Source organism: Streptomyces sp. NPDC059852, from assembly GCF_042731455.1.
Lineage (GTDB): Bacteria > Actinomycetota > Actinomycetes > Streptomycetales > Streptomycetaceae > Streptomyces.
The window spans coordinates 82,244-107,653 of record NZ_JBHWJK010000010.1 but is presented as its reverse complement, the minus strand read 5'-3'; the positions used below and the strand labels follow the sequence as shown (position 1 = coordinate 107,653).

Genomic DNA, 25,410 nt, shown 5'->3' with positions numbered 1-25,410 from the left:
CGCGAGCCCTCAGCGCATCCAGAGCACGAGGTCCTGGTCGAGCACAACGAAGTCACCGCTGCCTGATCGCACCTCATCCGCGACAAGCGCGGGATCATGGGGCAGGCTGCCGGGATGAAATCTCGAACCGATGGTATGTGGTGGGGAACGGCGATCGAGGCGCCCGACCCCAGCGGCTTGGCGAGGTTCTACGCCGAACTCCTCGGCTGGCACCTCGGACACGAGGAACCCGGAACCGCCGTCGTCGCCGCCGCACCACAAGGGCCATTCTTCGTATTCCAGCAGGCCGAAGGCTTTCGGGCTCCGGTCTGGCCACCGGTCGATGGCGAACAGCGTCCGATGATGCACTTCGACTTCCAGGTTGGCGATCTGGACTCGGCGGTCGCCGAGGCGGTCGCCCTGGGCGCCACGATGACCGAGGAGCAGCCGCAGGAAAACGTCCGAGTGCTCCTCGACCCCGCCGGCCACCCCTTCTGCCTCTGTCTCGACGAGGGATGACCGGCGCACGCACCCGTCACGCGATCCATGACTCTTGACAATTACTCTGCCGTGCCGTGCGCGGGGTCCTAGCCTTCAGCGAGGTGACGGAGACCGCTGCGCTGGCCGCCCGAGGCGTAGCGCGACGTGCTCAGCATCTGGATCGCCAGGTGACCACCGCGCCTCGTTTCGACACGCCGCTCCCCAGTCACGTGGGCGTCGAGGTCTGGCGACACCACTGGTGACTGGCGTGGTACGACGGGAGCGCACATCGTTGAGGTGGTGAGGTGAGGGAGGGAAAGGCGATGGCGGATGAGATGCGTGACTTGCTGTGCTGGCGCGGTCCGGCCTCGGTAAACGTGTTCGTCATCGGCTCGGGCAACACCCCACTGCCGGAGGAGGCTTTCCACCTCGCCGGGCTTGTCCCTGACGCCTTGCTGCCGTTCCCGCTGATGGAGCAGCCCGAAGCCATCGAGCGGCTCGGTCTGGTGTCCTACGACATCGACTTCGAAGACGTCTCGCTCGATCTGCGCGAGTACACGCGAGTTGTACTTCAGCGTCTCTGCGCACGTACGCGATCGGTAGCCTGGGCAGCTTTCGAGGGGTCGTTCCACTACGACGAACTCCTCACCGGGCAAGTGGCCCACCAGGTCTACGGCTACTGCGTCACTGGCGCCGAAGCGGTGGTCGAGTGGGACACCGCTGCCCTGCGAGGCGAGGAGTGGCGCCTCCGTATCGCCGAGGCCCGAGCGGCTTTGGACGCCTTGCTGTCCGCTACGACGCCGACGAACATCGGCGGACGAGCGCGAACATCGGTGGATCATCAGGGCAGATGAGACGCGCAGCAGTCCAAGTCAGCACTCCCGTTCGAGTTACTTCGGGACGAAGAGGTCGTGGTCCGGTGGGGGGCCGGCAACGGCAGATGATGCGGTACCCGCCGCGGATGACGACGCCGTGGCTACAGCCCCACCAGCTCAGCCGGAGGAGGCGGATCTGATCGAGGGTGTTGTCCTCGACACCCCTGCACCTGCGCCTCGTGCTGGCGAAGATGCGGGGGCCAACGCGCCGTCCGGCCGCGCCTGTGAAAAGGGTTGGTACCACTACCCGACGAGCAAGGACAAGGATTACCACAAGGGCGTAGGTGCGGAGCAGGCCAACTACAACGGCACTGCCCGCACTGCCAAGTCCACCTTCGTTTCAGAGGTGTGAGGCACGGTTGGTATCGCTGTCAGCGGCGAGGTCAAAGTAACCCTCAAGCCATTGGTAGCCGAGGAGGAGGCGAAGTTCGGCGTGAGCCTTTCCGCGTCGCTCACGGCCAAGATCGGCAACGCCGCGCCGCGTCGGCTGGGAGAGCTGACGTGTCCCTCCGAAATGTCGCGGGACTGGGCATCGCGTGTGCTGCGCTGCTCGTCCCACTCACCGGCTGCACCACGGATCACTCCACTGCCGAGAAGCTTTCACAGTCCTCCCCGGACAACATCGCACAGCCCTCGATTCAGGTGCCCCCGGAACTGGACGCCGATGAAACTACCCCTCTCGGGCCCGGCGTGGCCGCAGAGTCGAACCGCCTTCGACACCGGGGCCGAACGGCTTGAACGACGAGGGACAGTCGTGGACGTCCATGGATGACTATCACGACCAACGCGTAAGTCAGCGAAGAAGTTGGCCAGGCGCTGGCGGGCGGTTATCGCGTTGAGGATGAAGAGGTCGTCGGTTCAAATCCCGCCTCCGCCACAGGTCAGAGACCCATTCGCGGGAGCGGATGGGCCTCAGAGCGTTCGTGGGCCTGGTCCGGCTGTGTCCGAATGGAAAGGGTGCAATCAGTCGTCCAGGCGGACCGGCATCAGGATCGACAAGGTGTCCTCGTCGTCGGGTCGGCGGATCGCGATCGGCGTCGTGGGGGCTCCGAGCTCCAGGAACAGTCGGTCGCGGGCTCCGGCGGTCAGCGCGTTCAGCAGGAACTCACGGTTGACCGCGATGCGGTTCGGGTCGTCGTCGCTGTCCGTGCAGAGGGTCAGCGTGCCGTCGTCCGCCACTCTGAGCACGCTGAGGTCGGGTCCTCCCGCCTCGCCGGTATGGACGGGACCGGTCTCCAGGGCCTTCTGGAAGGGAGCCACCTCGACAAGGGCGCGGCGTCCGCCGGACGCCGGCAGGAGGCGACGGTAGTCGGGGAAGTCGTGGTCGAGGCACTGACCGGCTGCCTGCCTGTCCCCGACCTCCAGAGTCACGCGGTCACCGTCGACGCAGAACCGCGCGGGTCCCTCACCGTCCGACAGCGCCCGCATCGCGTCGACGAGCGGGGCGGGCACGACGACCTGCACTCGGCTCCCGTCGTGTCTGACAACGCCGGCCTGCGCGACAGCCATGCGGTAGCGGTCGGTGGCCACGACATGAAGGCTCTCCCCCTCGATGTCGAACAGGACCCCACCGAGCATGGGCAGCTCCGGATCGGTGCTTACCGCGAAACGAACCGTGTCCAGCGCGGCTGCCAGCTCAGACGCGGCAACGGACAGTCGCACGCCGGCGGTGCGGAGCGACGTCATGATGTTCTCCCTGTGATCGAGTAGGGCTCGGAGCGCGGAGAACTCGCTGCGGGCACCGGACAGCCCTTGTTCGAGGCGCCGCAGGTGTGCCGCGAGCAACTTCCGGACCAGGTCGGTGTCCGTACCGGACCAGCTGGCCAGGACCAGCCGGATGTCCGCCAGCGGCATCCCGGCCCGGCGCAATCGCGCCAGCACCCGGGCCTCCTCGAGCTGCTCGGGTTCGTACCAGCGGTATCCGCTCACCGGATCCACCCAAGCCGGGGCCAGCACACCGGCGCGGTCGTAGAACCGCAAGGCACTCACGCCCAAGCCGCTCTCACGGGCCATCTCGCCGATGCTGCGCATGTCGTTCTCCACACCCGGCACTCTGGGCCCTTCACAAGGTCGAGGGTCAAGGTCGGCTCCGGAGCACATCTCGCCGGACTCAGCGGCCGGCCCGCCATCGTGGGGACGACTGGGGCCGTCACTTGAGGTCGAGCATCCGTACCGGCTGGCCGGTGGCGCGGGCGATCGTTTCGAAGTCTCGGTCGTGGTGCAGGAGTGTGAGGCCCGCTTCTTCCGCGGCTGCGGCCACCAAAAGGTCGACGGCTCCGGCACTGCGGTGCTCTCCCTTGGCCGTAAGCTCACGCTGCACGACGCGGGCGCGCCGGTAGATGCCGTCGGGCATGGGGCACCAGGCGAACTGGTTCAGTCGCTCCTGGAGGGCTTCGCGGTCTTTCGCGGAACGGGCGGAATAGAGCAGCTCAAGCTCCGTGAGGTCGCACAAGGCGACCAGTCCGGCGGCCATGCGATGCTCCCATTCCTCCGTCGCCTGACGCAGCAGGACGCGGGCCAGAGCCGACGTGTCGATCAGGTAGTCGGCAACGCTCACCGCGCCGGACCGCCCCGGTAGTTGCGCTTGTCCAGGAGGAGTTCGACGTCGAGAGCACCCTCGTCCGCCAGATCCTGCAGTTCGTGGAGGGCGCGCAGGCGGCGGTTACGGGCCACGATCTCGCGCAGTGCGGTGTTGATGGTGTCCCGCTTGGTGGAGGTGCCGAGCTCCTTGGCGGCGGCCTCCAAAGCGTCGTCGTCGAGGTCGATGACGGTTCTGCTCATGAACGCACCTCCGTATACATCAATGCATGTATCAATATACATGATCGAATGTATCTGCTAGGCGCCTACTGGGGGTGCTTCCAGCTGAACAGGGCCGCCAGGTACCAGGTCAGATGGAGCGGGTCGAGCAGGGTGATCGGGCGGTCGGGGTCCTGGCTGCCCCAGCGGGTGAACAGGCTGTACGCCTCTCGAAGACGACGTACGGGACGACCACGCCCGTGAGGAGGCGAGCCAGTTGCCCCGAAGTGGCCTCGATTGCCGTGACAGACGGCGCCTCGTCACACGGGCGCGGCCGGTTTCGACCCGTGCCACCGGCATCCCGGGCAGGCCCGGCCTATTCTTCTACGCGCTTGTAGAAGCACATTCCAGGTACGGACGTGAAGGAGTGGACGCCACGATGGTGTTCAAGCGACTGCTCGGCTCGCTCGGGGTCGGAGGTCCCACGGTGGACACGGTGCTCGACCCGCGCCCGGCGCTCCCCGGCGGCACGCTCGACGGTCAGGTCCATCTCAGGGGCGGCACCGCCGACTTCGACATCGAGCACATCACGCTGGAGCTGGTCGCGCGCGTCGAGGCCGAGCACGGGGAGGGCGAGAGCGAGGGCGTCGTCGCCTTCGAGCGGTTCACCGTGGGTGGCGGGTTCCGGCTGGCCGCGGGCGAGGAGCGGTCGGTGCCGTTCGGTGTCGTGCTGCCCTGGGAGACGCCGGTCACCGAGCTGTACGGCCAGCCCCTCGGGGTCGTCCTGGGCATGCGCACCGAGCTGTCGGTCGCCGGCGCGAAGGACAAGGGCGACCTGGACCCGCTGACCATCGGGCCGCTGCCCGTGCAGGAGGCCGTCCTGGAGGCGTTCGGGCAGCTCGGGTTCGGCTTCCGGTCGGCCGACCTGGAGTACGGGCACATCGGCGGCACCGGGCAGCGACTGCCCTTCTACCAGGAGATCGAGCTCACCCCGGCGCCGCAGTACGCGCACCGGATGAACGAGATCGAGGTGACGTTCCTGGCCGGGCCGGCCGGGGTGGAGGTGGTCCTGGAGGCCGACAAGCGCGGAGGGCTGTTCTCGGACGGCCACGACGCGCTCACGCACGTCACCGTCGGGCACCACGACACCCGGGACTGGAACGCGGAAGTCGAGGGCTGGGTACGGCGGTTGATCGAGCACCGGGCGTCGTACGGGGGCGGGCACGGGCACGACGCGTACCACGGGCAGCACGTCCCCCAGGCGCACGGGAACCGTTCCGGTCCCGGGGTCGGGACGGCCGTCGCCGCCGGGGCCGCCGGGCTCGCGGTCGGGGTGGCCGGCGGTCTGGTCGCGGCCGAGGTCGTCGACGAGGTCGGGGACTTCTTTGAGGGCGACGACGAGGAGGGGGAGGACGAGGACTAGCGGCCGGGCCCGGCGGAACACCTGATAGCTTCTACATCACTGTAGAAAGAGCTGTGGGTACGAGCGACTGAGGAGTCCGCATGGCCCTGTGGGACCGCATCAAGGAGTCCGCATCGACGATGCAGACCCAGCTGGTGGCGAAGAAGAACGACCTCAAGAGCGGCGCCTTCCGCGACGCGAGCATGGCCATGTGCGCGCTCGTCGCCGCGGCCGACGGCACCGTCGACCCGTCCGAGCGGCAGCGGGTCGCCCAGCTCATCGCCGGCAACGAGGTGCTGCAGAACTTCCCCGCCGACGATCTGCGCCGCCGCTTCGAGGAGAACCTGAACCGCCTCACCACCGACTTCGACTTCGGCAAGGTGAGCGTGATGCAGGAGATCGCCAAGGCGAAGAAGAAGCCCGCCGAGGCGCGTGCCGTCATCCAGATCGGCATCGTCATCGGCGGCGCCGACGGTGACTTCGACAAGGACGAGCAGGGCGTCGTCCGGGAGGCGTGCTACGCCCTCGGCCTGCCGCCGCACGAGTTCGACCTCTGATCGGCAGACCGCGGAGATCCAGAGGACCGGAGAAGCAGAGCAACGCCGGGCGCCCCGTGACCGCACGGGGCGCCCGGCGCATCCGTATCCACCGTCAGCGGATACGTTCCACGTCCAGGTCGTCGCCCACCACCAGTGTGATCACGCCCGCGCCCCCGTCCGCCGCGCGCGGCGCCGGTGCGCCCGGTACGTGTGCGGCCAGCGCCTTCGCCTGCTGCTCCTGGCCCGCCGGGTAGGTGATCTCTGTCTCGGCGGACCGCTCGGGCGCGTTGCCCGTCCCCGTGACCGTCAGGCCGGCCTCGCGGAGCTTGCCGGCGACCGTGTTCGCCAGGCCCGAGGTCGAGGTGCCGTTGAGGACCTGGATCTTCACCGAGGAGGCGTACAGCGGGACCTTCGTCTGCGCCTTCAGACGGTCGCCGTCGACCTCCTTGTCCCTGGCCAGGGAGGTGAACAGGTCGGTGGCGTGCGGGTACTGCCAGGCGACGTTGGCCTTGTCGGTGGGGACGTCGGCCTCGCGCGGGTAGTTGGGGACGGTGACGAAGGTGAGCCGGTCGCTGGGGATGCCCTTGAGTTCCGACGCGAGGGAGTACAGGGGCTTGATTCCGGCCAGATCGGGGTCGGTGGTCAGGGACTTGGTGGCGGACTTCAGGAAGCCGTAGAGGGAGGTGGGGCTCGTCAGCCGGTCCTGCGCCTTCTCCACGAGGGCGTTCATGAACTCCTGCTGGCGTCCGATGCGCCCGATGTCGGAGCCGTTGCCGACGCCGTAGCGGACGCGGACGTACCCGAGGGCCTCCTCACCGGCGACGGTCTGGCAGCCGGCCTCCATGTCCAGGCGGGCCTTCTCGGAGTGGATGGCCTCCTCGGGGCAGACCTCGATGCCGTCGAGGGCGTCCACCATGCCCTTGAAGCCCTGGAAGTCCACGGACATGAAGTGGTCGATGCGCAGGCCCGTCCGTGCCTCGACGGTCTTGATGGAGCAGGCCGCGGCCCCGGCGACCTCGCCGCTCGAACCGCCCAGCGCGAACGCCTCGTTGATCTTGGCGTGGTGGGGGCTGGACCTTCTGCCGTTCCCCATGTCGCAGGCCGGTATCTCCACCCAGGAGTCACGGGGGAACGACACGACCGTGGCCCACTTCCGGTTCGCCGGCACATGGAGCACCATCAGCGTGTCGGACTGCATGGTGGTCAGGTCCTTGCCGTACTTCGCGTTCGCGCCGTCACGGCTGTCGGAGCCGACGACCAGGATGTTCTTCGAGCCCGGGCTGAGCTTCTCCGGGCGGTCGCCGCCGATCTTGTCGTCCACGTCGGCGGAGCCGATGCTGCCGTCGAGGTCCTGGTAGACCCAGGCGCCGACGCCGGCCACCCCGAGCACGACCGCCGAGGTCACGCCGACGGTCCAGGCCACTATCCGGCCCCTCCGCGTCAGCCGGGTCCTGCGCGCACCGGACGACGCCATGCGCCGCCTCCCCGTTCCGCTCACCGGTTCCCTCCCCCGTGGGTCCGTCGAACCCTACATGGATGCGGACATACGACGACCGGACCGGCCGTCGGTCCCCCCTGTCACAGACGTCGATCCGCGTCGCTTCCGTTGCCCAAGGTTCGCAAGCGGCTCGACTCCCCCGGCGACGCGGGGAGTCAGAGCGGGGTCGCCGCGTGCAGGATCAGGACCATGGTCACCGCGGCGTTCGCGGACGACATCGCGGAGACGGCCGTCCCGGCGGCCGCGCACCACGCGGCGAGGCCCACCGCGGTGAACAGCGACGGCCAGCGGCGTACGACGGGTTCCGGGCCGAGCAGGGCGGCGACCCGGCGGGGCACCGGCCCGGGGGCCGCGAACCCGGCCAGGGTGGGCGCCGGGGTCCCCCGGGACACCAGGGCTGCCGTGCCGATCGCGTGCGCCACGGTCCGGCGGCTGCCGACGTGCCGCGCGGCCTCCTCGTCCGCCCAGCGCTCCGCCGTGTACGCGACCGCCGTACGCAGCGGGCGCAGGAACGGGTTGGCGCGGGCGGCCAGTTGGACGGTGAGCAGGAACCGGTGGTGCCCGCCGGTCAGGTGGGCCCGCTCGTGCGCGAACAGCGCCCGGCGTTCGGCGGGCCGCAGCCGCTCCAGCAGGCCCGTGGTCACCACCACGCGGTCCCGCCGGCCGCCGGGCAGGGCGTAGGCGTACGGCGTCGCGTCGCGGAGGACGGCCACGCCGGTCTCCGGCAGCCCGGCCAGGGCGCGGTGGGCCCGGCGGCGCACCCGGGCGTGCCGCCACAGCGTCCGGGCGCAGGCCGCCACCACCGCGCACAGCGCCGGGATCGCCGCCTTGCCGGCGATCTCGTCGTAGGGGACGGCGGCCCGCACCTCGGGGTCGGACCAGCCGTCGGGCAGCGGGTTGCCGGGCAGCTGGGCGGTGCCCACGACCATCACCAGGGCCAGGCACAGGGTGCTGCACGCCGCCATCACCGCGGCGACCGCGGTGAGCAGCCGGGTCGCGGTGCGGGGGTGCAGATGCTGCTCGGCGAGCCGGGCGATCGGCCAGGCCGTGAGCGGCAGGACGAGCGGCAGAAAGACGAAGACCCCCATGAGGTGTCAGTCTTCCCCTTCGCCGTGGCTCCGACCCGTGTGTCCGGCGCGGCCGAGCAGGTCGCGCAGCAGCCGTTCGTCGTCGGGGCCGAGGCCGGTGACGAAGCTGGCGAGGACGGCCTCCCGGTCGCTCTCGGCGTCGAGGACCCGGCGCATCCGGTGCGCGGCGAGACCGGCCTGGTCGGAGGCCGGGGTCCAGGCGAAGGAGCGGCCCGAGCGCTCCCGGGTGACGGCGCCCTTGGCGAGGAGCCGGGTCAGGATGGTGATGACGGTGGTGTAGGCGAGGCCGCCGCCGAGGCGTTCCTGCACCCAGCCGGCCGTCGCCGGTCCGTCCGCCTCGCCGAGCGCCGCCAGGACCAGCGCCTCCAGTTCGCCCTGCCCCCGGCGCCGGGCGCCTTGTCGTCGTTCCGCCATGCCCTGTTTCCCTCCCGACGGCCCGCGCGTCACGTCGGCCCTCTACAACGGTCCGCCGTAAGGAAAGCAGAGACGGTCTCCCCCCGCTATCTACACTGCTGTAGATTTCAGTCGGTACGGCCCGCCGTCACGGCCGGCCGCCGGTCACCAGGAGGAGCGGACCTCATGTTCGGACTGAGCGAGATCGCGATCATCCTCGTCGTCGTCATAGCCGTCCTCTGCGCGAAGAAGCTTCCGGAGCTGGCCCGTTCGGCGGGCAAGTCGGCGCGCATCCTGAAGGCCGAGGCCAAGGCGATGAAGGACGAGGGCGAGCAGCCGGCGCCGCGGGTGATCCAGGGCGAGGCGGTCACGCCGCGCGCGGACGAACCGAGGGCATGAGAAGGCCCCGGCCGGTCGCCGGGGCCCGGGGTCAGAAGCCGCGCATGTCGTCGCGCCGGGTGACGCACAGGGCCCAGATCACGAATCCGGAGATCGCGATGGCCACCACGGACCACACCGGGTAGTACGGCAGCGACAGGAAGTTGGCGATGATGATCAGCGCGGCGATGGCCACGCCGCCGATCCGCGCCCACATCGGCGCCTGGAACAGACCGATGCCGATGATCACGGCGACCGCTCCGAGGATGAGGTGGACCCAGCCCCAGCCGGTGAGGTCGAACTCGAACACGTAGTTGCGGGTGGCGAGGAAGACGTCGTCCTCGGCGATCCCCATGATGCCGCGGAAGATCGCGATGAGACCGGCGATCGTGAGCATGACCGCGGCGAAGGCCGTCAGGCCGGCGGCCCACGCGTACTTGGTCGTCTGGTCCTGACGCGAGTGTGAGGTGGCCATCATGTGCCTCGATTCCTTGTTCCCCGGGGTCCTTCGGCGGTCCCCGTGGTGATCGACCCGGGCGGTCAGACCCGGGAGCCCGAGGAGGGCGGGGTGGAGGTGCCGGTCGACGGACCGGCGCCGCTGAGGACGAGTTCCTTGGCCCGGCGGAACTCGTCGTCGTCGATGTCACCGCGGTTGCGCATGTCGGAGAGCTTGGCCAGCTCGTCCGCCCTGCTGCGGCCGCCGGACTCGCCGGCCCGCTCGCGCACGTAGTCGTCGAACGCCCGCTGCCGCGCCTGCGCGTGGGCGATCTCGCGGCCCCCCATCTCCTTGCCGCGGGCGATGAGGTAGACGAAGACACCGAGGAACGGCAGCACGATCACGAAGATCAGCCAGCCGGTCTTGCCCCAGCCGCTCAGCGAGTCGTCCCGGAAGATGTCGCCGATGATCCGGAACAGCAGGACGAACCACATGATCCACAGGAAGAACCACAGGAGCGTCCAGAACATGCTGAGCAGCGGGTAGTCGTAGGCGAGGTAGGTGGAACCGGTCATCGCTCTCCTCCGTCGCGGCGTGCGGGGCCGTCCAGCGGTCCCGCTGCCCTCAGCGTGCGCATGTTCACGTCGAACGGCCTCACCCTGGACGGGTGAAGTCCCCCGCCGCCGGTCCGTCCGCCGGCCGTGGGGCCGCCGTCGCCGCCACCACGGCCACCAGGGCGAGGACGACCACCACCAGGCCGACGACCAGGGCCACCACCCCGACCGTGGGCCGGTTCCACAGCAGCAGGGCCAGTGCCCCGGCGCCGATGACGATGCCGGTGGCCCAGGACCGGTGGGTGTCCAGCCAGCGCCCGGCCGCGCCGGTGCGCATCCCCGCGTCGCGCAGCGCGTGCCCGGCGGCGCCGGTGCCGCGCGCCGACTGGCCGCGCACCCAGCGGGCGACCCGGCTCGGGCCGAACAGATAGGCGGCGAGGGCCGTGATCACGGCGACGACCAGCAGGGTGCGGGTGCTGTCGCGCAGGAAGCGCACGAAGGTGTCGTAGATGGCCGCGGCGGCGTCGGTGGGCAGGACCGAGGTGGGCACGGAGTCCAGATAGATCCGGCGGGCCACGGCCAGTCCGACGAGGAGCACGATCATCATGACGGCGACGCCGGAGGCCGTGATCAGCAGCATCATGCGGTGGGCCGGCGCGGTCCACACGGTGAGCGCGGCCAGCACGATCGTGATCACCGGCAGCCAGACGCCCATGACGTCGAGCAGCCGCAGCGCGTCCTGCGCCTCGCTCAGCTTGTCGGTCTGGAAGAGGGTGATCTGCGCGTCCGGCGCGGGGATCGCGGACGCCTTGTCGAAGCCCTGGTCGACCAGGCGCTGCTTGACGTCGTCGATCAGGGGGGCGACGTCCAGCTTGATGCTGTCGCCCTCGGCGCGCACCGCCCCGCTGTCGTCCCCGGTGAGCACGGCGACGACCGCCTCGTGGGCGCGCCGGTTGGCGTCCACCCACACCTGCTCGAAGGCGCCGCTGGTGACGACCCGGTCGATGATGCCGTGCACGACGTTCGACACGGCGGCCTTCAGCGGCCCGGACAGCGCCTGCGTCCGGTCGACGACGGCGGGCGGCGCGCCGGCGTCGGCGAGCGCCTTGCCCAGCTCCTTCGTCACCGCGTCGACGTCGACGTTGGCCACGACCCGGGCCGTCAGCCGGTCGGTGACGACGTCCTGCACGGCCGGGTCCGAGGCGAGCGGCGCGACGGTGTCGACGTACCGGTCGGTGTCGGAGACCGTGTCGGCCGTCCAGGCGGCGACCACGGCCGGTATCGCGAGCAGCAGGGTGATCAGCAGCAGCAGCGACGACCCGGCGTAGCGCGCCTTGCGGTGCCGTTGCGCGGACGCGTGGCGCAGGCGTTCGTAGGTGGCGGCCTCCTCCGCGGAGAGCGTCCGGGGGCCGGGGGCGCGGTGGCCGGGGCGGTGGCCGGGGTCGGGGGTCTCGGGGTTCGCATCCGGGGGCATGGGCGCCTCCTCGGTCGCTCAGGCGGCCGCCGGTGGGCCGGGGGGCGGCGGCTCCTCGGGCAGCGCCTGGCGCAGCGCGGCGCGCCAGGCGAAGGCGACGCCCAGTTCGGCCAGGCCGAGCAGGACGAGCCACAGGCCGAGGAGCCGGGTCAGCACGACGGCCGACTCGCCGGGCAGCGCCAGGACGACGATGCCGGCGACGACGCCGAGGGCCGCGGCGCCGAGGACGACCCCGCGGTGCGGCATCCCCTTCAGCGCGAGGGCGGTCCAGGCGGTCAGCATGCCGGTGACGACCCAGACGGCGCCGACGATCAGGGAGAGCGCGGCGATGGTCTGCAGCGGGTGACGCAGGCACAGCACTCCGGCCAGGACGAAGAGCACGGCCGACAGCAGCTCCAGATGCCGGTCGCCGTGGGCCCGCGCGAACGAGGCGACGAACCGGAAGGCCCCGGTCACCAGCAGGTACAGCCCGATGATCACCGCGAGGACGTGCAGGGTGGCGTCCGGCCAGGCCAGCGCCACGACGCCGGGCACGAGGGTGGCCACGGCCGAGGCCAGCAGCCACTTCCAGGAGCCGCCGAGCGCCGCCAGCAGACGTTCGGTCTGCTGGTCGGGGGTGGGGACCGTCCCGCCGGCCAGAGGATCGGATCCGGTGTGCGGCGCCGGGCCACGCGACATGGTCATGGCTCCTCCTCGCGTGGTACGGCCGTCGTCACCGGGTCCGCCGACGGGACGGTGTGTGGCACCCCTCACCGCATCAGCGTGCCCCGCCCCGCCGCCCACCGGGTCACCCCTGACGGGTGATCCGCGCGGGGCGCCGTCGGGATGGGGTGGAGGGTGGAAGGGTCTGCCGGTGCCCCGGGCGACGGAGCCGCGCACCGCGACCGCCGCCTCCGGCCGCACGGACGTGGAAGGGCGAGCCATGACGATTCCGAGCGCGTTCACATCCTCCCTGTCACCGGCCGAGCGGGCCGCCTACGGCAGGAGCGCCCGCAAGCGCGCACCGCGCTCGGGCCAGGCCCGCTACGACGCCGACGGCCGCACCGACCCGATCGACGTGATCGAGGATCAGTCGTCCACCCGGGTGCGGGAGTTGGTGCCGATCCGCTACGCCCGGATGCTGGAGTCGCCGTTCCGGTTCTACCGGGGCGCCGCGGCCATCATGGCCATGGATCTCGGGCGGCACCCGCACAGCGGGCTGACCGCGCAGCTGTGCGGGGACGCCCATCTGCTGAACTTCCGTCTGCTGGCCTCGCCCGAGCGGCATCTGGTCTTCGACATCAACGACTTCGACGAGACCCTGGCCGGGCCCTTCGAGTGGGACGTCAAGCGGCTCGCGGCCAGCTTCGTGATCGCCGCCCGCGCGAACGGGTTCGACGAGCGGGAGCAGGCCGAGGCGGTCCGCGCGTGTGTGGGCGGGTACCGGGCGCGGATGCGGGAGTTCGCCGGGATGCGGACCCTGGACATCTGGTACGCGCAGGACGACGTCGACCGGATGCGCGCGCTGCTGGCGTCCGTGATGAGCAAGCAGACCCGGCGCCGCACCGCCGAGGCGACCGCGAAGGCCCGTACCCGCACCCATATGCAGGCGTACGCGAAGCTGACCCGGCGCACCGCCGTGGGCCGGCTGATCGCGCCGGACCCGCCGCTGATCACCCCGCTGCGGGACCTGCCGAGCGAGGCGTCCACGGACCAGCAGGAGAAGGAGCTCCAGGCGGTCGTGGAGGGCTACACGAAGTCGCTGTCGTCGGAGCGCCGGCATCTGCTGCGGCACTACCGGATGGTGGACGTCGCCCGCAAGGTGGTGGGTGTCGGCAGCGTCGGCACGCGCTGCTGGATCGTCCTGATGCTCGGCCGCGACGACGACGATCCGCTGCTGCTCCAGGCCAAGGAGGCGCAGGAGTCCGTGCTGGCCGCGCACACCGGCGGGGAACGCTTCGACAACCAGGGCCGCCGGGTGGTGACGGGCCAGCGGCTGATCCAGACGACCAGCGACATCTTCCTGGGCTGGACCCATGTCGTCAGCGGCCTCGACGGGCGCGGCCGGGACTTCTACGTGCGTCAGCTGCGGGACTGGAAGGGCATCGCCCGGCCGGAGCTCTGGGACCCGGCGACGCTGTGCCTGTTCGGGCAGGTGTGCGGCGGAAGCCTGGCCCGGGCGCACGCCCGCTCCGGCGACCCGGTGGCCATCGCGGCCTACCTGGGGGGCGGCGACCGCTTCGACCGCGCCCTGACGGAGTTCGCGCGGGCCTACGCCGAGCAGAACGATCGGGACTTCGAGGCGCTGGGCACGGCGGTGGCGAGCGGCCGGGTCGAGGCGCGGGACATCTGAGGGGGCCGTCCGGGAGACGCCGTGGGGGACGGCAGGGCGCGGCGCCCCAGGGGGGACGGCGGGGCGCGGCGCTCACTCGGGCAGTTGCCGCATCTCCACCACGCGCAGGCCCAGCGACTGGCAGCGGGCCAGGAGGCCGTACAGGTGCGCGTCGTCGACGATCGGCCCGAACAGCACGGTCTGGCCGGACATCACCACGTGGTCCAGTTCCGGGAAGAGTCCGGCCAGCGTCTCCGACATGTGCCCCTCGACGCGGATCTCGTAGCGCATGTGCTGCTCTCCCGCCGACAGCCGATGGCAGTCCTGCCATCGTCGCGCCCGGCCGCCGCCCCCACCTCACCCGGCACAGGTGAGCCGGGGGCCGCGCGGGCGGCTCAGTGCGACACCACGATCTTGAACACGACGATCACGAGACCGAACAGCAGGTTGACGGCGGCGCTCAGGGCGATCAGCCGCCGGGTCGCGCCGGCCCGTGCCGCCGCCGCCACCGACCAGCCCACCTGCCCCGCGACGGCGACCGCGAGGGCCAGCCACGCGGTGCCGGCGAGGTCCAGGCCGAGCAGGGGGCTGACCGCCACGGCCACGGCCGGGGGAAGGGCGGCCTTGACGATCGGCCACTCCTCGCGGCACACCTGCCAGACGGTCCCGCGGCTCCACGGCCGGTCGGCGAGCCGCGCGCCGAACAGCTGGGCGTGCACGTGCGCGGCCCAGAAGACGAGGCCGGTCAGGAGCAGCAGCACCACGAGCTCGGTGCGGTGGTAGGTGCCCAGGGCGCCGGCGCCGATCACCACCGACGCGGCCAGCATGGAGCCGTAGACGCCGCCGGTGTAGTCGGCGTGCGCCCGCAGCCGCGCCCGGCGCTCCCGTGCGGTCGCCGGCTGCCCGGTGGCACCCCGGGCCGTCACAGCAGGTCCAGTTCACGGGCCCGCCGCACGGCGTCGTTGCGGCGGTTGACGGCGAGCTTGCGGTAGACGCTCTTCAGATGCGTCTTGACCGTGTTCACGGACACGTACAGGTCGGCGGCGATGTCCTCGGTGGACATCATCTGGGCGAGCCGCAGCAGCACGTCCCGTTCCCGCCCGCTCAGCGGCTCCACCGGGAACGGCAGCGCTCCCCGGTCGGGTCCGCTCGTACGCGCGTCGGCCAGGTAGGGCTCGATCCAGGGGCCGGCCTCCCGGAAGGGCCGCCGCAGCCGCTCGTGCCGGGCCTCCGCGACCGCCTGCGCGACCAGGCGGCGGGCGGTCGCGGTGTCCCCGGCCGTGTGCGCGGCCTGCGCCCGCAGCAGGGTGGCGCGCACGAGCACGGCGGGGCCCGCGCTCCCCACGGCCCCGGCCGGGTCGAGCAGCCCGAGCGCCGTGTCCGGGTCGCCCGCCGCGAGCCGGGCCCGGGCGGTGGCGACGGTGAGGACCGGGTGGTCGTCGCCGAGCTGCTCCAGCACCTTCGTCGCCAGGTCGGGCCGTCCCTCCGCGAGGTGGGCGGACGAGGCGACCAGTGCGGTGTGCAGCCGCTGCCAGGGGGAGCGGACGGCGGCCGGCACGACGGGGTCGGCGGCCTCGAGTGCGGCGCGCGCCCGGCCGCGGGCCAGCAGCAGCCGGGCCGTCGCGAGCGAGCGGCCCGCCGCCGTGACCGGGTCGTGCACCGCGGGGCCGGGCGTCCGGTCGAGCAGGTCCCGCGCCTCGGTGAGGTCGTCGCGTTCGACGGCCACGGCGGCCAGGACGACGCTCCCGAGTCCGGTGCCGGCGCCTTCAGCCAGGCCGTGGCGGTCGGTCTCGGCGAGGGCGGCGGACGCCTTGCGCTCCGCCGTGGCCGGCCGGCCGTCGAGGTGGTCGATGAGCGCCAGCAGTTCCAGGGCGTCCGCGCGGGGCAGGGCCGTGGCCGCCCCGGTCGTGGTGCCGGCGACGGTGGTGAGCGCGGATCGCGCCGCGTCGAGGTCGCCCGCCCACAGCCGGGCGGAGCCGAGGTGGGTGAGCAGCAGCGCGGACAGTTCCGGGTGCTTGTCCAGCAGGTCGGCGGGGAGCTCGTGCTGGAGTTCGCGGGCCGCGCGCACCGCGTCCTCGGCGCGCTGCGGGGAGCCCGTGACCCGGGCCGCCAGCGCCTCCAGCAGGGCGCAGCCGAGGCGGCCCGCGGCGGTGCCGGGCCCGGCGGCGGCCAGCCGCTCGCGGAGGGGCCCGAGGCGGGCCAGGGCGTGGTCGAGGTCGCCGCGGGACAGGTCCCGGGCCACGCGGACCAGTTCGGCGGCGGGGCTGTCCGCCGCCGGGTCCATGCCGGAGAACAGGTCGACGAGGTGACCGGTGCTCAGCCCGGTGAAGAGCTGGCCGAGGGCCAGGTCGTCGACGAGGGCCCCGGCGGTGAAGTCCCACTCCCCGGCCGCGGCCCCGTGCGTCAGCATCTCCGGCAGATGGCCGGAGCGGCCCAGCCACCGCGCGGCCCGCAGATGCAGCCGGGGTTCCAGCTCGGCGGAGCGTTCGCGCAGGTGCGCCCGCAGGATCTCCCGGAACAGCGGGTGCAGGCGGTACCAGCCGTGCCCGAGGTCTTCGACGAAGGCGTTCTCCCGGTGCAGGCCGGCCAGGATCGCCTCGGCGTCGCCGCGTCCGGTCAGCTCGCCCGCGAGGTCGGCGCAGAAGCGGTCCAGGACGCTGACGCGCAGCAGGAGGTCCTGGGTGGCGGGCGGCTGCCGTTTGAGGACCTCGGCGAGCAGGAAGTCGGCGACCGTGCTGTGCCCGGCCTCGAACTCCTTCAGATACGCCTCCGGGTCGGGGTGCTGCCGGGCGGCCAGGGCGCACAGCCGCAGGCCGGCGGCCCAGCCCCCGGTGCGTTCGACGAGGGCGGCGGCGGCCTGCACGGACAGGCGCAGTCCGTGCCGCCGCAGCAGGGCGACCGTCTCCTCGGGGGTGAAGGCCAGTTCGGCGTTGCGGATCTCGGTGAGGTCGCCGGCCGCGCGGTAGCGGTGCAGCGGCAGCAGCGGCTCGGTGCGGGTGACGACGACCAGGTGCAGGCCGGGCCCGGCGTGGTGCAGGACGAACTCCAGCTGCTCGGCGATCTCGGGGGCGCCGATCCGGTCGTACTCGTCGAGCACCACGGTGAGCTCGTCGCCGTCGGTGCCGAGCTGGGCGGCGAGCCGGGTGAGCAGCGTGTGGTGCACGCTTGCGGCGTCGGCGGGTGTGCCGACCCCGTCGGCGACCGGCACCCCGTGGGTGCGCAGCGCCTGCAGCAGATGGGCCCAGAACATCCCGGGGCCGCGCAGCGACGGGTCGAGGCTCAGCCAGACCACCGGGTGCTCGAGGCCGGCCGCCCAGTCGGCGACCAGCAGGGTCTTCCCGGCTCCGGCGGCGCCGTTGACCATGGTCAGCGGGGTGCCGAGGGCCTCGTCGAGGTGGTGGACCAGGCGGGCGCGGCGCAGAAACGTGGCCGGCCGGGCGGGCAGCGCGAAGCGGGTCCGCAAAAAGGGGTCGCCCAGGGGGTCCGCGGGGGGCGCGCCTGGTCCCGGGGGTATGTCGTCGCTCTCTGCCACCTCGTTCACCGCCTTGCAGCACGAGACCGGCCTGTCGTCCCCTCCCCCACCACCATCACAGCTTTCGGGGGTTCACGCGCGCCAGGGGCGGGGCACCCGCCGTCGCAGGCGGTGACCGCGTCGTCCGGCACCGGTCCCTCCCCTCGTGGGGACCGGTGCCGGACGGCGGCGCGGGGGCCGGTCCTCACGACCTGTCTCAGGACTCACGGGACCGGGGCGGGTTCCGGGCGGGGCGGGCGGGAGGACGGCGGCGCGGCGCGCTCGCGACTCCCGCGGACGGCGAGGTGGGAAAGCTGTCCGAGAACGTGCGGCGCCGGGTGAGGCGGCTTCGGGCTCTGTGGCTGGTGAGCCCGCCTCGGCGGCGCGCGGCGGCTCCCGCACTTGCGTCGTGATCCTGCCAGTCGGAGGGTGCCCGCGAGGAGGTTCCGGTCTCCGGAGCGGGTCTTCCTCGCAGGTCAGGCGTATAAGGTGAGTTTTCCGGTCCGGAAGACCAGATGGCGCGCGAGTGAGGGAGTGACGGTCTTGAGTTCCGAGTCGGCGGCGCGCGCGGCCTTCGCGGAACGGCTCGCGCTGCTCTACAAGGAGGCCGGGAACCCACCCCTGAAGAGCGTGGCCGAGGCGGTCGTCCGGCTGCAGCGGGTGGACGAGCGGGGACGCCCCGTGCGGGTGTCCGCCCAGCGGATCAGCGACTGGCGGCGCGCCAGGAACGTACCGGCGCAGTTCGCCGCGCTCTCGGCCGTCCTGCACGTCCTCGTCCCCCAGGCCCGGCGGCTGCGGCCGTCGCCCGTGTCGGCCGGTCTGTACGACCTGGTGCAGTGGCAGCAGCTGTGGGAGCGGGCCACCTCCGGCCAGGGGCAGGAGCCGGAGCAGCCCGCCCAGGCGGCGGTGTCCGGCGGGGTGTGCCCGTACCGGGGGCTGGCCTCCTACCGGCAGGAGGACGCCCGCTGGTTCTTCGGCCGGGAGCGCAGCACGGACACGCTGGTCGCCCGGCTCCGCGCGGCGGAGCGCACCGGCGGCCTGGTGATGCTGGTCGGTGCCTCGGGCGCCGGGAAGTCCTCCCTGCTCAACGCCGGTCTGGTGCCGGCCGTACGGGAGGGCGCGCTGCGTGGTGCCGGGGCGCCCCGGGCGAGCGCCGTGCTCCAGCTGGTGCCGGGCGCCGATCCGCTGGGCGAGCTGGTCCGACGGGTGCCGGAGCTGACGGACGTGGTGGCGTCCGCGTCCACCGCGCGCGGACCGGACGGCGCGGACGACGGCGACGCGGGCCTCGTACGGGACGTGCACAGGGCCGTCCTCGCCTGGGCCCGGCGCGAGACCTCGGCCACCGGCCCGCCCGGGTCGCCCTCCGACGTGGCGCCCGCACCACCCGTACTGATCGTCGATCAGTTCGAAGAAACCTTCACTCTCTGTGCCGACGAGGCCGACCGCCGCGCCTTCGTCCGCGTCCTGCACGCGGCCTGCGCCCCGCCCCGGCCCGGCGCCCCCGCTCCCGCCCTGGTCGTCCTCGGCATCCGCGCCGACTTCTACGAGCAGTGCCTGGTCCACCCCGAGCTGGCCGACGCCCTCCAGCACCGGCACATGGTCCTCGGCCCGCTCACCACCACCGAACTGCGGGAGGCCGTCACCGGTCCCGCCAAGGCCGTCGGCCTGGAGCTGGAACCGGGGCTCGCCGAGCTGATCGCCCGGGAGGTGGGCGCGGACGGCCCGCGCGGCGCCCATGACGCGGGCGTGCTGCCCCTGCTGTCGCACGCCATGCTCGTCACCTGGCAGCGGCGCAAGGCCGGCCGGCTCACGCTCGCCGGATACCGCGCCGCCGGCGGCATCCAGGGAGCCGTCGCCGCCACCGCCGAGCGTGCCTGGGCCCAGCTGGACCCGGCGGCCCGCACCGCCGCCCGGCTGCTGCTGCTGCGCCTGGTCCGGATCGGCGAGGACACCCAGGCGACCCGGCGCCGCGGCACCCGCCGCCAGCTCGCGGCCGAGGCGGCGGACCCGGCGAAGACGGAGGAGTCGCTGGAGGCGCTGGTCAGGGCCCGGCTGGTGACCCTGGACGCGGACACGGTGGAGATCACCCACGAGGCCCTGCTGCACGCCTGGCCCCGGCTGCGGGACTGGATCGAGGAGGACCGGCAGGGCCATCTGCTGCGCCAGCGGCTGGAGGAGGACGGCCGGGCCTGGGAGGAGTCCGAGCGGGACTCCTCCCTGCTGTACCGGGGCTCCCGGCTGGAGCAGGCCCACGAGTGGGCCCGCTCCGCCGGGGACACCTTCCTCACCCGTGGTGCCGTGGAGTTCCTGGCCGCCTCCGTCCGGCTGCGCCGGCGCACGGTGTGGATCCTGCGCGGCGGGGTCGCGGTCCTCGTCGCGCTGGCGCTGGTCGCCGTCGGCGCGGCGGCGGTGGCGTGGAAGCAGCGCGACGACGCCCTGTTCGCGCAGGTGCTCGCCGAGGCCGACCGCTTCCAGTACACCGACCCCTCGCTGTCCGCCCAGCTCGATCTGGTGGCCCACCGGCTGCGCCCGGACGACGAGGAGACCGGCAGCCGGCTCGTCTCGATCGTGAACGCGCCGCTCGCCACCCCGCTGAGCGGCCACTCCGGCGCGGTCTACCTCACCTCGTTCCGCCCCGACGGCGACGTCCTGGCCACCGCCGGCTACGACCGGACCGTCCGCCTGTGGGACGTGTCGGACGCGCGGCGCCCCCGCCCGCTGGGCGCGCCCCTGACCGGACACCGCAGCTGGGTGAGCAGCGCGGTCTTCAGCCCCGACGGCCACACCCTCGCCAGCGCCGCCGACGACGGCACCGTCCGGCTGTGGGACGTACGGCACCCGGAGCGGCCGAAGCCGCTCGGCGCGCCCCTGACCGGGCACGAGGGCACCGTCTACCTGGTCGCGTTCAGCCCGGACGGGCGCACCCTGGCCTCCGTCAGCGAGGACCGCACGGTCCGCCTGTGGGACGTGGCCGACCCCGGGCACCCGGCCCCGCTCACCACGCTCACCGGCGCGGAGGCAGCCGTGCGCTCGGTGGCGTTCAGCCCGGACGGCGGGACGCTGGCGGCGGGCGGCGACGACGACACCGTACGGCTGTGGGACGTGACCGACCGGCGCCGGCCCGAGCCGCTGGCCCGGCTGACCGGGCACACCGGTCTGGTGCACTCGGTGGCGTTCAGCCCCGACGGGCGCACCCTGGCCAGCGGCAGCGCCGACGACACCGTCCGGCTCTGGGACGTCTCGGACGGGGCCCGCGCCCACCAGGTCGGCACCCCGCTGACCGGGCATCTGGGGCCCGTGTGGTCGGTGGCGTTCAACCCGGCCGGCACCATGCTCGCCGTCGCCAGCGCGGACAGCACCGCGAGCCTGTGGAACGTCAGCGACCCGGCGGACGCCTCTCAGGTCGGCGAGCCGCTCGCGGGCGGCAGCGGGGAGATGTACGCGCTGGGCTTCAGCCCGGACGGCCGCACCCTCGCCACCGGCAGCGGCGACGGCAAGGTCCGGCTGTGGTCCGTCCCGACGTCCGACATGACCGGCCGCACCGGCGCGTTCCGGCCCGACGGCAAGGTGCTGGCGACGGCCGCGCGGGACGGCAGCGTGCGCCTGTGGGACGTGTCCCGGCCCGACCGGCCCGCGCTGCTGAACAAGCCCTTTCTGCCCGGCGACGGCGGACAGCGCTCGCTGGTGTTCTCCCCGGACGGGCACACCCTCGCGGTGCTGACCGGCAGCAGCGCTGTCCATCTGTTCGACGTCCACGACCCCGCCCGTCCGTCCCCGCTGGGCCCGCCGCTGCCGTTGCGCACCCGGTTCATGGGCCCGGACGCGCTCGCGTACAGCCCGGACGGGCACACGCTGGCCACCGCGTACGACGACCGCACGATCCGGCTGTGGGACGTACGCGATCCCGCGCACGCGGTCCCGCTGGGCAAGCCGCTGACCGGGCACGGCGGCTACATCAACTCGCTCGCCTTCAGCCCGGACGGGCGCACCCTGGCCAGCGGCAGCGCGGACGCCACGGTCCGGCTGTGGGACATGGCCAGGCCCGGCCGGGCGGCGGCGCTCGGCGGCCCGCTGACCGGGCACGGCGGACCGGTCAACTCCCTGGCCTACGCCCCGGACGGGCGCACGCTGGCCAGCGCCGGCGACGACGACCTGGTCCGCTTGTGGGACGTCACCGACCCGGCCCGGGCACGGGCGCAGGGCCCTCCGCTCACCGGCCACACCGAGGCGGTCGTCTCCCTGACGTTCGGCCCGGACGGCCGCACCCTCGCCAGCGGCGGCAACGACAACACGGTGCGGATGTGGGACGTCGGGGACCCGGAGCACGCCTCGGCGGTCGGGCAGGCGATGAGCCCCAACGCGAGGACGGGCAACTTCCTGGCGTTCCGCCCCGCGAGCCGCATGCTCGGCGTCTCCAGCGGCACCGACACCGTACGGCTGTGGAACCTGGACGTCGGCCAGGCGATCCGCCGGGTCTGCTCGACGACCCAGGGCGTGCTGACCCGGGAGCGGTGGCGCGAGTACCTGCCCCGGCTGTCGTACGAGCCGCCGTGCTCCGACTGAAGCGGTGCGACCGGTGCGCAGCGTGAGGGAGCGGGGACGCAAGTGGTATGCCGGAGCCCGGCGGGACAGCGATTTCCGTGATCCCGATCACAACGCCTCACCGCAGCCGATCCGTCGGCCCCCACGAGGCTCGCGGCCTTGTTACTGTTGGCCACAGCCCGATCGCTGGTGCATCCCCCGTCGCCAGCGGTCGGGCCTTCGCATGTCCGTGGAAGGGTGGTGAGGGACACCGTGCTCCGGCGGGTCGTCGTCGTGACCGCTGTCCACGGCCCCTCGGCGGCCTTCCTCCCGCAGGCCCACGCGTCGCTGTGCGCCCAGGAGTTACCGCCCGGCTGGGAGTGGCACTGGGTGATACAGGAGGACGGCCGCGGCGGCGCCGTCCGCCCGTACATCCCCGACGACCCGAGGGTGACGTTCCGTCAGGGGCGGCCCGGCGGGCCGGGCGTGGCCCGTACGCTCGCCCTCGCGCACACCGAGGGCGCCTACGCGAAGATCCTCGACGCCGACGACCAGCTCACCCCGGGCGCCCTCGCCCGTGACCTGGCCGTCCTCGAGGACCACCCGTCCGTCGGCTGGACGACGTCCCGGGTGCTCGACCTGCTGCCGGACGGCTCGACGGCCGCGTTCCCCGGCGACCCGGACGACGGCCCGATAGAGCCGGGCGCCCTCCTCGGCCCCTGGCGGGCGAACGGCTGGCTCGCCCCGGTCCACCCGGCGACCCTGTGCGTCCGCCGGGACCTGCTGCTCGCGCTCGGCGGCTGGATGGCGTTGCCCGCCTCGGAGGACACCGGGCTGCTGCTCGCGCTCAACGCGGTCAGCCGCGGCTGGTTCTCGGCCCGGGTGGGGCTGCTCTACCGCAAGTGGGACGGGCAGGCCACGGGGCAGGCCGCCCATGTGGACCCCGCCGAACGGGCCGCGCGGATGGCGGTGGTGGAGGCCAGGGCCCGCGCGCTCGGCTCGTTCGGTTGGACGTACCCGCCCGTCACGGCGCCGGGCTGAGCGTCCGGTCCTCGTGGTCGAAGGACGGATCGGGCACCGGATCGCGTTCTCGCGGTACTCCGGAGAACGTCCCCGCGCGCGATGACGGCCGGTCCCGCCAAGGGCCCACCGGGGGCGTGAGCCACGGGAGTTCACAGGCTGTGGAACAACCGATCACGATGAGGCAGGCTTCTCCCTCGTGGCAGTTCCGCAGCAGACCTCGATCAGTGACAGCACCGCCCACATGGTGGTGTGCGGCGACGACGGGCTCGCACACCGGCTGGCCGCCGAACTGCGCGGCGTGTACCGGGAACAGGTCACCCTCGTCGTGCCGCCGTCCGAGCGGGCCGTACGGCCGCCGGTGGTCGGGCGGGCCCGGGCCGCGTCGGCGGCGCTGCTGGGCGCGGTGACCGCCGCCGTCAACCGCGCGGGCACGGCACCGGTGCCCGGCGAACCGGGCGGCACCCGGGTGCTGGAGGCCGCCGAGCCGACCGAGGCGACCCTCGCCGAGGCCGGGGTCGAGCGGGCCGCCGCCCTCGCCCTCGTCTACGACGACGACGAGACCAACATCCGCGCCGCCCTCACCGCCCGCCGGCTCAACCCCCGTCTGCGCCTCGTCCTGCGTCTCTACAACCGCCGCCTCGGCCAGCACATCGAGGAACTCCTCGACCAGGCGGCCGCGTTGGCGGCGGGCTCCGGCGAGGGCGGCCTCGACGCCTCCACCACCGTGCTGTCGGACGCCGACACGGCCGCCCCCGCGCTCACCGCCACGGCCGTCGCCGGCACCAGCAAGGTCGTGCAGACCGACGGCCTGTTACTGCGTGCGGTGGAACGACCGCCGGGCGAGACCCGCCCCGCCGACCTGGCCACCCTGGCCCTGCTGTCCTCGACCCGCAGCGACCCGGCCGGTACGGACGGCTCGGAGGGCAGCGGCGAGCGGGGCCCGCTGATGCTGCCGGACGCCGCCCAGGTCGCGGCGGCCGGGGGACGCGGCACGGTCGTCCTGGAGCAGGTGTCCTACGCCGGTCCGCCGATGCCCCCGGGCCGCGGCGGGCGGAGCCTGATGCCGTCGTTCGGCTCCCTGTTCTCCCGGCGGCTGCGCTGGTCCCTGGCCGGTCTGGTGACCTGTGTGGCGGGACTCGCGGTGGCGCTGACCGTGGTGAGCGGCGACCACCCGCTGCACGCGACCTATGTGACCCTGCTCGACCTCTTCGCGATCAACGAGCCCGCGCTCCACCAGCCGCTGGCCCACCAGATCCTCCAGCTGCTGTCCGGGCTGACCGGCCTGCTGCTGCTCCCGGTGCTGCTGGCGGCGGTGCTGGAGGCCCTCGGCACGTTCCGTTCGGCGTCCGCGCTGCGCAAGCCGCCACGCGGCCTGGGCGGCCATGTGGTGCTGCTGGGGCTGGGCAAGATCGGCACCAGGGTGCTGACGCGGCTGCGCGAGCTGCACATCCCGGTGGTGTGCGTGGAGTCCGACCCCGAGGCGCGCGGCATGCCCACGGCACGGCGGCTGCGGGTGCCGGTGGTGCTCGGCGACGTCACCCAGGAGGGCGTGCTGGAGGCCGCGAAGATCCACCGCGCCCACGCCTTCCTCGCCGTGACCAGCGAGGACACGACCAATCTGGAGGCGGCCCTGTACGCCCGCTCGGTCCGCCCGGACCTGCGGGTCGTCCTGCGGCTGTACGACGACGACTTCGCCATGGCCGTGTACCGCACCCTGCGCGCCGCGCACCCGCGCGGCTTCACCCGCAGCCGCAGCGTGACGCACCTGGCCGCGCCCGCGTTCGCCGGGGCGATGGCGGGGCGGCAGATCCTGGGCGCCATCCCGGTGGAGCGGCGGGTGCTGCTGTTCGCCACGCTGGAGGTGGGCGGGCACCCCCAGCTGGAGGACCGGACCGTCGGCGAGGCGTTCCGGCCCGGCGCGTGGCGGGTGCTGGCCCTGGACCGGACCCCGCCCGGCGAACGCCGGGACGACCCGGCCGCCGAGCGGCCCCACGACGACCGGACCGGCACCCGGTCCGGGTGGGTGTGGGACCTGCCCGACACCTACGTCCTGCGACGCGAGGACCGGGTCGTCCTGGCCGCCACCCGCCAGGGGATGGCCGAACTGCTCGGCCGCCGGGGCCGGGAGCGGGCGGGGACATGACCCGGCCGCTCGGACCCGCTCCGGGCGGCCGGTTCCTGACGGCCGGCTCCGGGCCGCCGGTTCCCG

At 73.1% G+C, this 25,410-nt stretch carries 23 protein-coding genes; 10 read left to right on the top strand and 13 right to left on the bottom strand.

The window, feature by feature from the left end; all coding sequences use genetic code 11:
* The first annotated feature begins 114 nt into the window (after positions 1-114).
* The 3 genes from ACFV46_RS15595 (at position 115) to ACFV46_RS15585 (ending at position 1,686) form a co-directional block, all read left to right on the top strand.
* Entirely contained in the window at positions 115-498 is a 384-nt protein-coding gene (locus ACFV46_RS15595; protein ID WP_385498550.1) for a VOC family protein, read from the top strand.
* A gap of 284 nt (positions 499-782) precedes the next feature.
* The gene (locus tag ACFV46_RS15590) at positions 783-1,313 is read left to right on the top strand and encodes a hypothetical protein (protein ID WP_385498549.1); all 531 of its coding nucleotides are present in this window, start codon (positions 783-785) and stop codon (positions 1,311-1,313) included.
* A gap of 118 nt (positions 1,314-1,431) precedes the next feature.
* Positions 1,432-1,686, top strand: coding sequence for a hypothetical protein (locus ACFV46_RS15585; RefSeq protein ID WP_385498548.1), 255 nt, complete (start codon positions 1,432-1,434; stop codon positions 1,684-1,686).
* Positions 1,687-2,297: 611 nt separating this feature from the next.
* Here ACFV46_RS15585 and ACFV46_RS15580 read toward each other — a convergent pair.
* From ACFV46_RS15580 to ACFV46_RS15570, 3 genes are all read right to left on the bottom strand, one after another.
* Complete coding sequence (locus ACFV46_RS15580; protein WP_385498624.1) at positions 2,298-3,365, bottom strand: MerR family transcriptional regulator; 1,068 nt, start codon at positions 3,363-3,365, stop codon at positions 2,298-2,300.
* 118 nt (positions 3,366-3,483) lie between these two features.
* The gene (locus ACFV46_RS15575; protein WP_385498547.1) at positions 3,484-3,891 is read right to left on the bottom strand and encodes a PIN domain nuclease; all 408 of its coding nucleotides are present in this window, start codon (positions 3,889-3,891) and stop codon (positions 3,484-3,486) included.
* Positions 3,888-4,115, bottom strand: a complete 228-nt coding sequence (locus ACFV46_RS15570) for a type II toxin-antitoxin system VapB family antitoxin (protein ID WP_053740422.1) — start codon at positions 4,113-4,115, stop codon at positions 3,888-3,890. The genes ACFV46_RS15575 and ACFV46_RS15570 overlap by 4 nt, the downstream gene beginning before the upstream one ends.
* Before the next feature lie 397 nt (positions 4,116-4,512).
* Between ACFV46_RS15570 and ACFV46_RS15565 the strand changes: the two genes are divergently transcribed.
* A complete protein-coding gene (locus ACFV46_RS15565; RefSeq protein WP_385498545.1) occupies positions 4,513-5,496 on the top strand; it encodes a sporulation protein in 984 nt (327 codons plus the stop codon).
* Between the two features lie 80 nt (positions 5,497-5,576).
* Positions 5,577-6,032 carry a tellurite resistance TerB family protein gene (locus ACFV46_RS15560; RefSeq protein WP_385498543.1) on the top strand — a complete coding sequence of 152 codons (456 nt, stop codon included), beginning with the start codon at positions 5,577-5,579 and terminating at the stop codon, positions 6,030-6,032.
* A gap of 94 nt (positions 6,033-6,126) precedes the next feature.
* On the opposite strand, the gene ACFV46_RS15555 is transcribed toward ACFV46_RS15560, so the two are convergent.
* From ACFV46_RS15555 to ACFV46_RS15545, 3 genes are all read right to left on the bottom strand, one after another.
* A complete protein-coding gene (locus ACFV46_RS15555; RefSeq protein WP_376729179.1) occupies positions 6,127-7,488 on the bottom strand; it encodes an LCP family protein in 1,362 nt (453 codons plus the stop codon).
* A 179-nt stretch (positions 7,489-7,667) separates the two neighbouring features.
* Positions 7,668-8,600 carry a M56 family metallopeptidase gene (locus ACFV46_RS15550; RefSeq protein ID WP_361924104.1) on the bottom strand — a complete coding sequence of 311 codons (933 nt, stop codon included), beginning with the start codon at positions 8,598-8,600 and terminating at the stop codon, positions 7,668-7,670.
* 6 nt (positions 8,601-8,606) lie between these two features.
* Positions 8,607-9,014: a BlaI/MecI/CopY family transcriptional regulator gene (locus ACFV46_RS15545; protein ID WP_361924106.1), complete on the bottom strand. Its 408-nt coding sequence runs from the start codon at positions 9,012-9,014 to the stop codon at positions 8,607-8,609.
* A 165-nt stretch (positions 9,015-9,179) separates the two neighbouring features.
* On the opposite strand from ACFV46_RS15545, the gene ACFV46_RS15540 reads away from it, so the two are divergent.
* The gene (locus ACFV46_RS15540; RefSeq protein WP_376729176.1) at positions 9,180-9,392 is read left to right on the top strand and encodes a twin-arginine translocase TatA/TatE family subunit; all 213 of its coding nucleotides are present in this window, start codon (positions 9,180-9,182) and stop codon (positions 9,390-9,392) included.
* 31 nt (positions 9,393-9,423) lie between these two features.
* Here the strand turns inward: ACFV46_RS15540 and ACFV46_RS15535 are convergent, their stop codons facing one another.
* From ACFV46_RS15535 to ACFV46_RS15520, 4 genes are all read right to left on the bottom strand, one after another.
* Entirely contained in the window at positions 9,424-9,846 is a 423-nt protein-coding gene (locus tag ACFV46_RS15535) for a hypothetical protein (protein WP_361924290.1), read from the bottom strand.
* A 65-nt stretch (positions 9,847-9,911) separates the two neighbouring features.
* Positions 9,912-10,382 carry an SHOCT domain-containing protein gene (locus tag ACFV46_RS15530; RefSeq protein WP_361924110.1) on the bottom strand — a complete coding sequence of 157 codons (471 nt, stop codon included), beginning with the start codon at positions 10,380-10,382 and terminating at the stop codon, positions 9,912-9,914.
* Between the two features lie 79 nt (positions 10,383-10,461).
* Entirely contained in the window at positions 10,462-11,835 is a 1,374-nt protein-coding gene (locus tag ACFV46_RS15525; RefSeq protein WP_385498542.1) for a hypothetical protein, read from the bottom strand.
* An 18-nt stretch (positions 11,836-11,853) separates the two neighbouring features.
* Positions 11,854-12,519: a DUF308 domain-containing protein gene (locus ACFV46_RS15520; protein ID WP_385498540.1), complete on the bottom strand. Its 666-nt coding sequence runs from the start codon at positions 12,517-12,519 to the stop codon at positions 11,854-11,856.
* 238 nt (positions 12,520-12,757) lie between these two features.
* Between ACFV46_RS15520 and ACFV46_RS15515 the strand changes: the two genes are divergently transcribed.
* Positions 12,758-14,167, top strand: coding sequence for a DUF2252 domain-containing protein (locus ACFV46_RS15515; protein WP_385498539.1), 1,410 nt, complete (start codon positions 12,758-12,760; stop codon positions 14,165-14,167).
* A gap of 72 nt (positions 14,168-14,239) precedes the next feature.
* Here the strand turns inward: ACFV46_RS15515 and ACFV46_RS15510 are convergent, their stop codons facing one another.
* The 3 genes from ACFV46_RS15510 to ACFV46_RS15500 form a co-directional block, all read right to left on the bottom strand.
* The gene (locus ACFV46_RS15510; RefSeq protein ID WP_151785136.1) at positions 14,240-14,437 is read right to left on the bottom strand and encodes a hypothetical protein; all 198 of its coding nucleotides are present in this window, start codon (positions 14,435-14,437) and stop codon (positions 14,240-14,242) included.
* A 104-nt stretch (positions 14,438-14,541) separates the two neighbouring features.
* Complete coding sequence (locus ACFV46_RS15505) at positions 14,542-15,072, bottom strand: hypothetical protein (RefSeq protein WP_385498537.1); 531 nt, start codon at positions 15,070-15,072, stop codon at positions 14,542-14,544.
* On the bottom strand, positions 15,069-17,687 hold the full coding sequence (locus ACFV46_RS15500) for a LuxR C-terminal-related transcriptional regulator (RefSeq protein WP_385498535.1): 2,619 nt from the start codon (positions 17,685-17,687) through the stop codon (positions 15,069-15,071). Before ACFV46_RS15500 ends, ACFV46_RS15505 begins: the two co-directional genes overlap by 4 nt.
* Positions 17,688-18,191: 504 nt before the next feature.
* Here ACFV46_RS15500 and ACFV46_RS15495 point away from each other — a divergent pair.
* From ACFV46_RS15495 to ACFV46_RS15485, 3 genes are all read left to right on the top strand, one after another.
* Positions 18,192-22,220, top strand: a complete 4,029-nt coding sequence (locus tag ACFV46_RS15495; protein WP_385498533.1) for an NACHT and WD repeat domain-containing protein — start codon at positions 18,192-18,194, stop codon at positions 22,218-22,220.
* A gap of 231 nt (positions 22,221-22,451) precedes the next feature.
* The gene (locus ACFV46_RS15490; RefSeq protein WP_385498623.1) at positions 22,452-23,219 is read left to right on the top strand and encodes a glycosyltransferase family 2 protein; all 768 of its coding nucleotides are present in this window, start codon (positions 22,452-22,454) and stop codon (positions 23,217-23,219) included.
* A gap of 223 nt (positions 23,220-23,442) precedes the next feature.
* Positions 23,443-25,344, top strand: a complete 1,902-nt coding sequence (locus ACFV46_RS15485) for an NAD-binding protein (protein ID WP_361924291.1) — start codon at positions 23,443-23,445, stop codon at positions 25,342-25,344.
* Positions 25,345-25,410: the final 66 nt, after the last annotated feature.

What these genes read in the sequence shown, in the direction of transcription:
- ACFV46_RS15530 (WP_361924110.1), bottom strand. Translation starts at nt 10,382, where the DNA reads ATGACCGGTTCCACCTACCTCGCCTACGACTACCCGCTGCTCAGCATG.
- ACFV46_RS15570 (WP_053740422.1), bottom strand. Translation starts at nt 4,115, where the DNA reads ATGAGCAGAACCGTCATCGACCTCGACGACGACGCTTTGGAGGCCGCC.
- ACFV46_RS15545 (WP_361924106.1), bottom strand. Translation starts at nt 9,014, where the DNA reads ATGGCGGAACGACGACAAGGCGCCCGGCGCCGGGGGCAGGGCGAACTG.
- ACFV46_RS15550 (WP_361924104.1), bottom strand. Translation starts at nt 8,600, where the DNA reads ATGGGGGTCTTCGTCTTTCTGCCGCTCGTCCTGCCGCTCACGGCCTGG.
- ACFV46_RS15560 (WP_385498543.1), top strand. Translation starts at nt 5,577, where the DNA reads ATGGCCCTGTGGGACCGCATCAAGGAGTCCGCATCGACGATGCAGACC.
- ACFV46_RS15525 (WP_385498542.1), bottom strand. Translation starts at nt 11,835, where the DNA reads ATGCCCCCGGATGCGAACCCCGAGACCCCCGACCCCGGCCACCGCCCC.
- ACFV46_RS15515 (WP_385498539.1), top strand. Translation starts at nt 12,758, where the DNA reads ATGACGATTCCGAGCGCGTTCACATCCTCCCTGTCACCGGCCGAGCGG.
- ACFV46_RS15510 (WP_151785136.1), bottom strand. Translation starts at nt 14,437, where the DNA reads ATGCGCTACGAGATCCGCGTCGAGGGGCACATGTCGGAGACGCTGGCC.
- ACFV46_RS15485 (WP_361924291.1), top strand. Translation starts at nt 23,443, where the DNA reads ATGGTGGTGTGCGGCGACGACGGGCTCGCACACCGGCTGGCCGCCGAA.
- ACFV46_RS15535 (WP_361924290.1), bottom strand. Translation starts at nt 9,846, where the DNA reads ATGGCCACCTCACACTCGCGTCAGGACCAGACGACCAAGTACGCGTGG.
- ACFV46_RS15590 (WP_385498549.1), top strand. Translation starts at nt 783, where the DNA reads ATGGCGGATGAGATGCGTGACTTGCTGTGCTGGCGCGGTCCGGCCTCG.
- ACFV46_RS15555 (WP_376729179.1), bottom strand. Translation starts at nt 7,488, where the DNA reads ATGGCGTCGTCCGGTGCGCGCAGGACCCGGCTGACGCGGAGGGGCCGG.
- ACFV46_RS15580 (WP_385498624.1), bottom strand. Translation starts at nt 3,365, where the DNA reads ATGCGCAGCATCGGCGAGATGGCCCGTGAGAGCGGCTTGGGCGTGAGT.
- ACFV46_RS15540 (WP_376729176.1), top strand. Translation starts at nt 9,180, where the DNA reads ATGTTCGGACTGAGCGAGATCGCGATCATCCTCGTCGTCGTCATAGCC.
- ACFV46_RS15565 (WP_385498545.1), top strand. Translation starts at nt 4,513, where the DNA reads ATGGTGTTCAAGCGACTGCTCGGCTCGCTCGGGGTCGGAGGTCCCACG.
- ACFV46_RS15520 (WP_385498540.1), bottom strand. Translation starts at nt 12,519, where the DNA reads ATGACCATGTCGCGTGGCCCGGCGCCGCACACCGGATCCGATCCTCTG.
- ACFV46_RS15595 (WP_385498550.1), top strand. Translation starts at nt 115, where the DNA reads ATGAAATCTCGAACCGATGGTATGTGGTGGGGAACGGCGATCGAGGCG.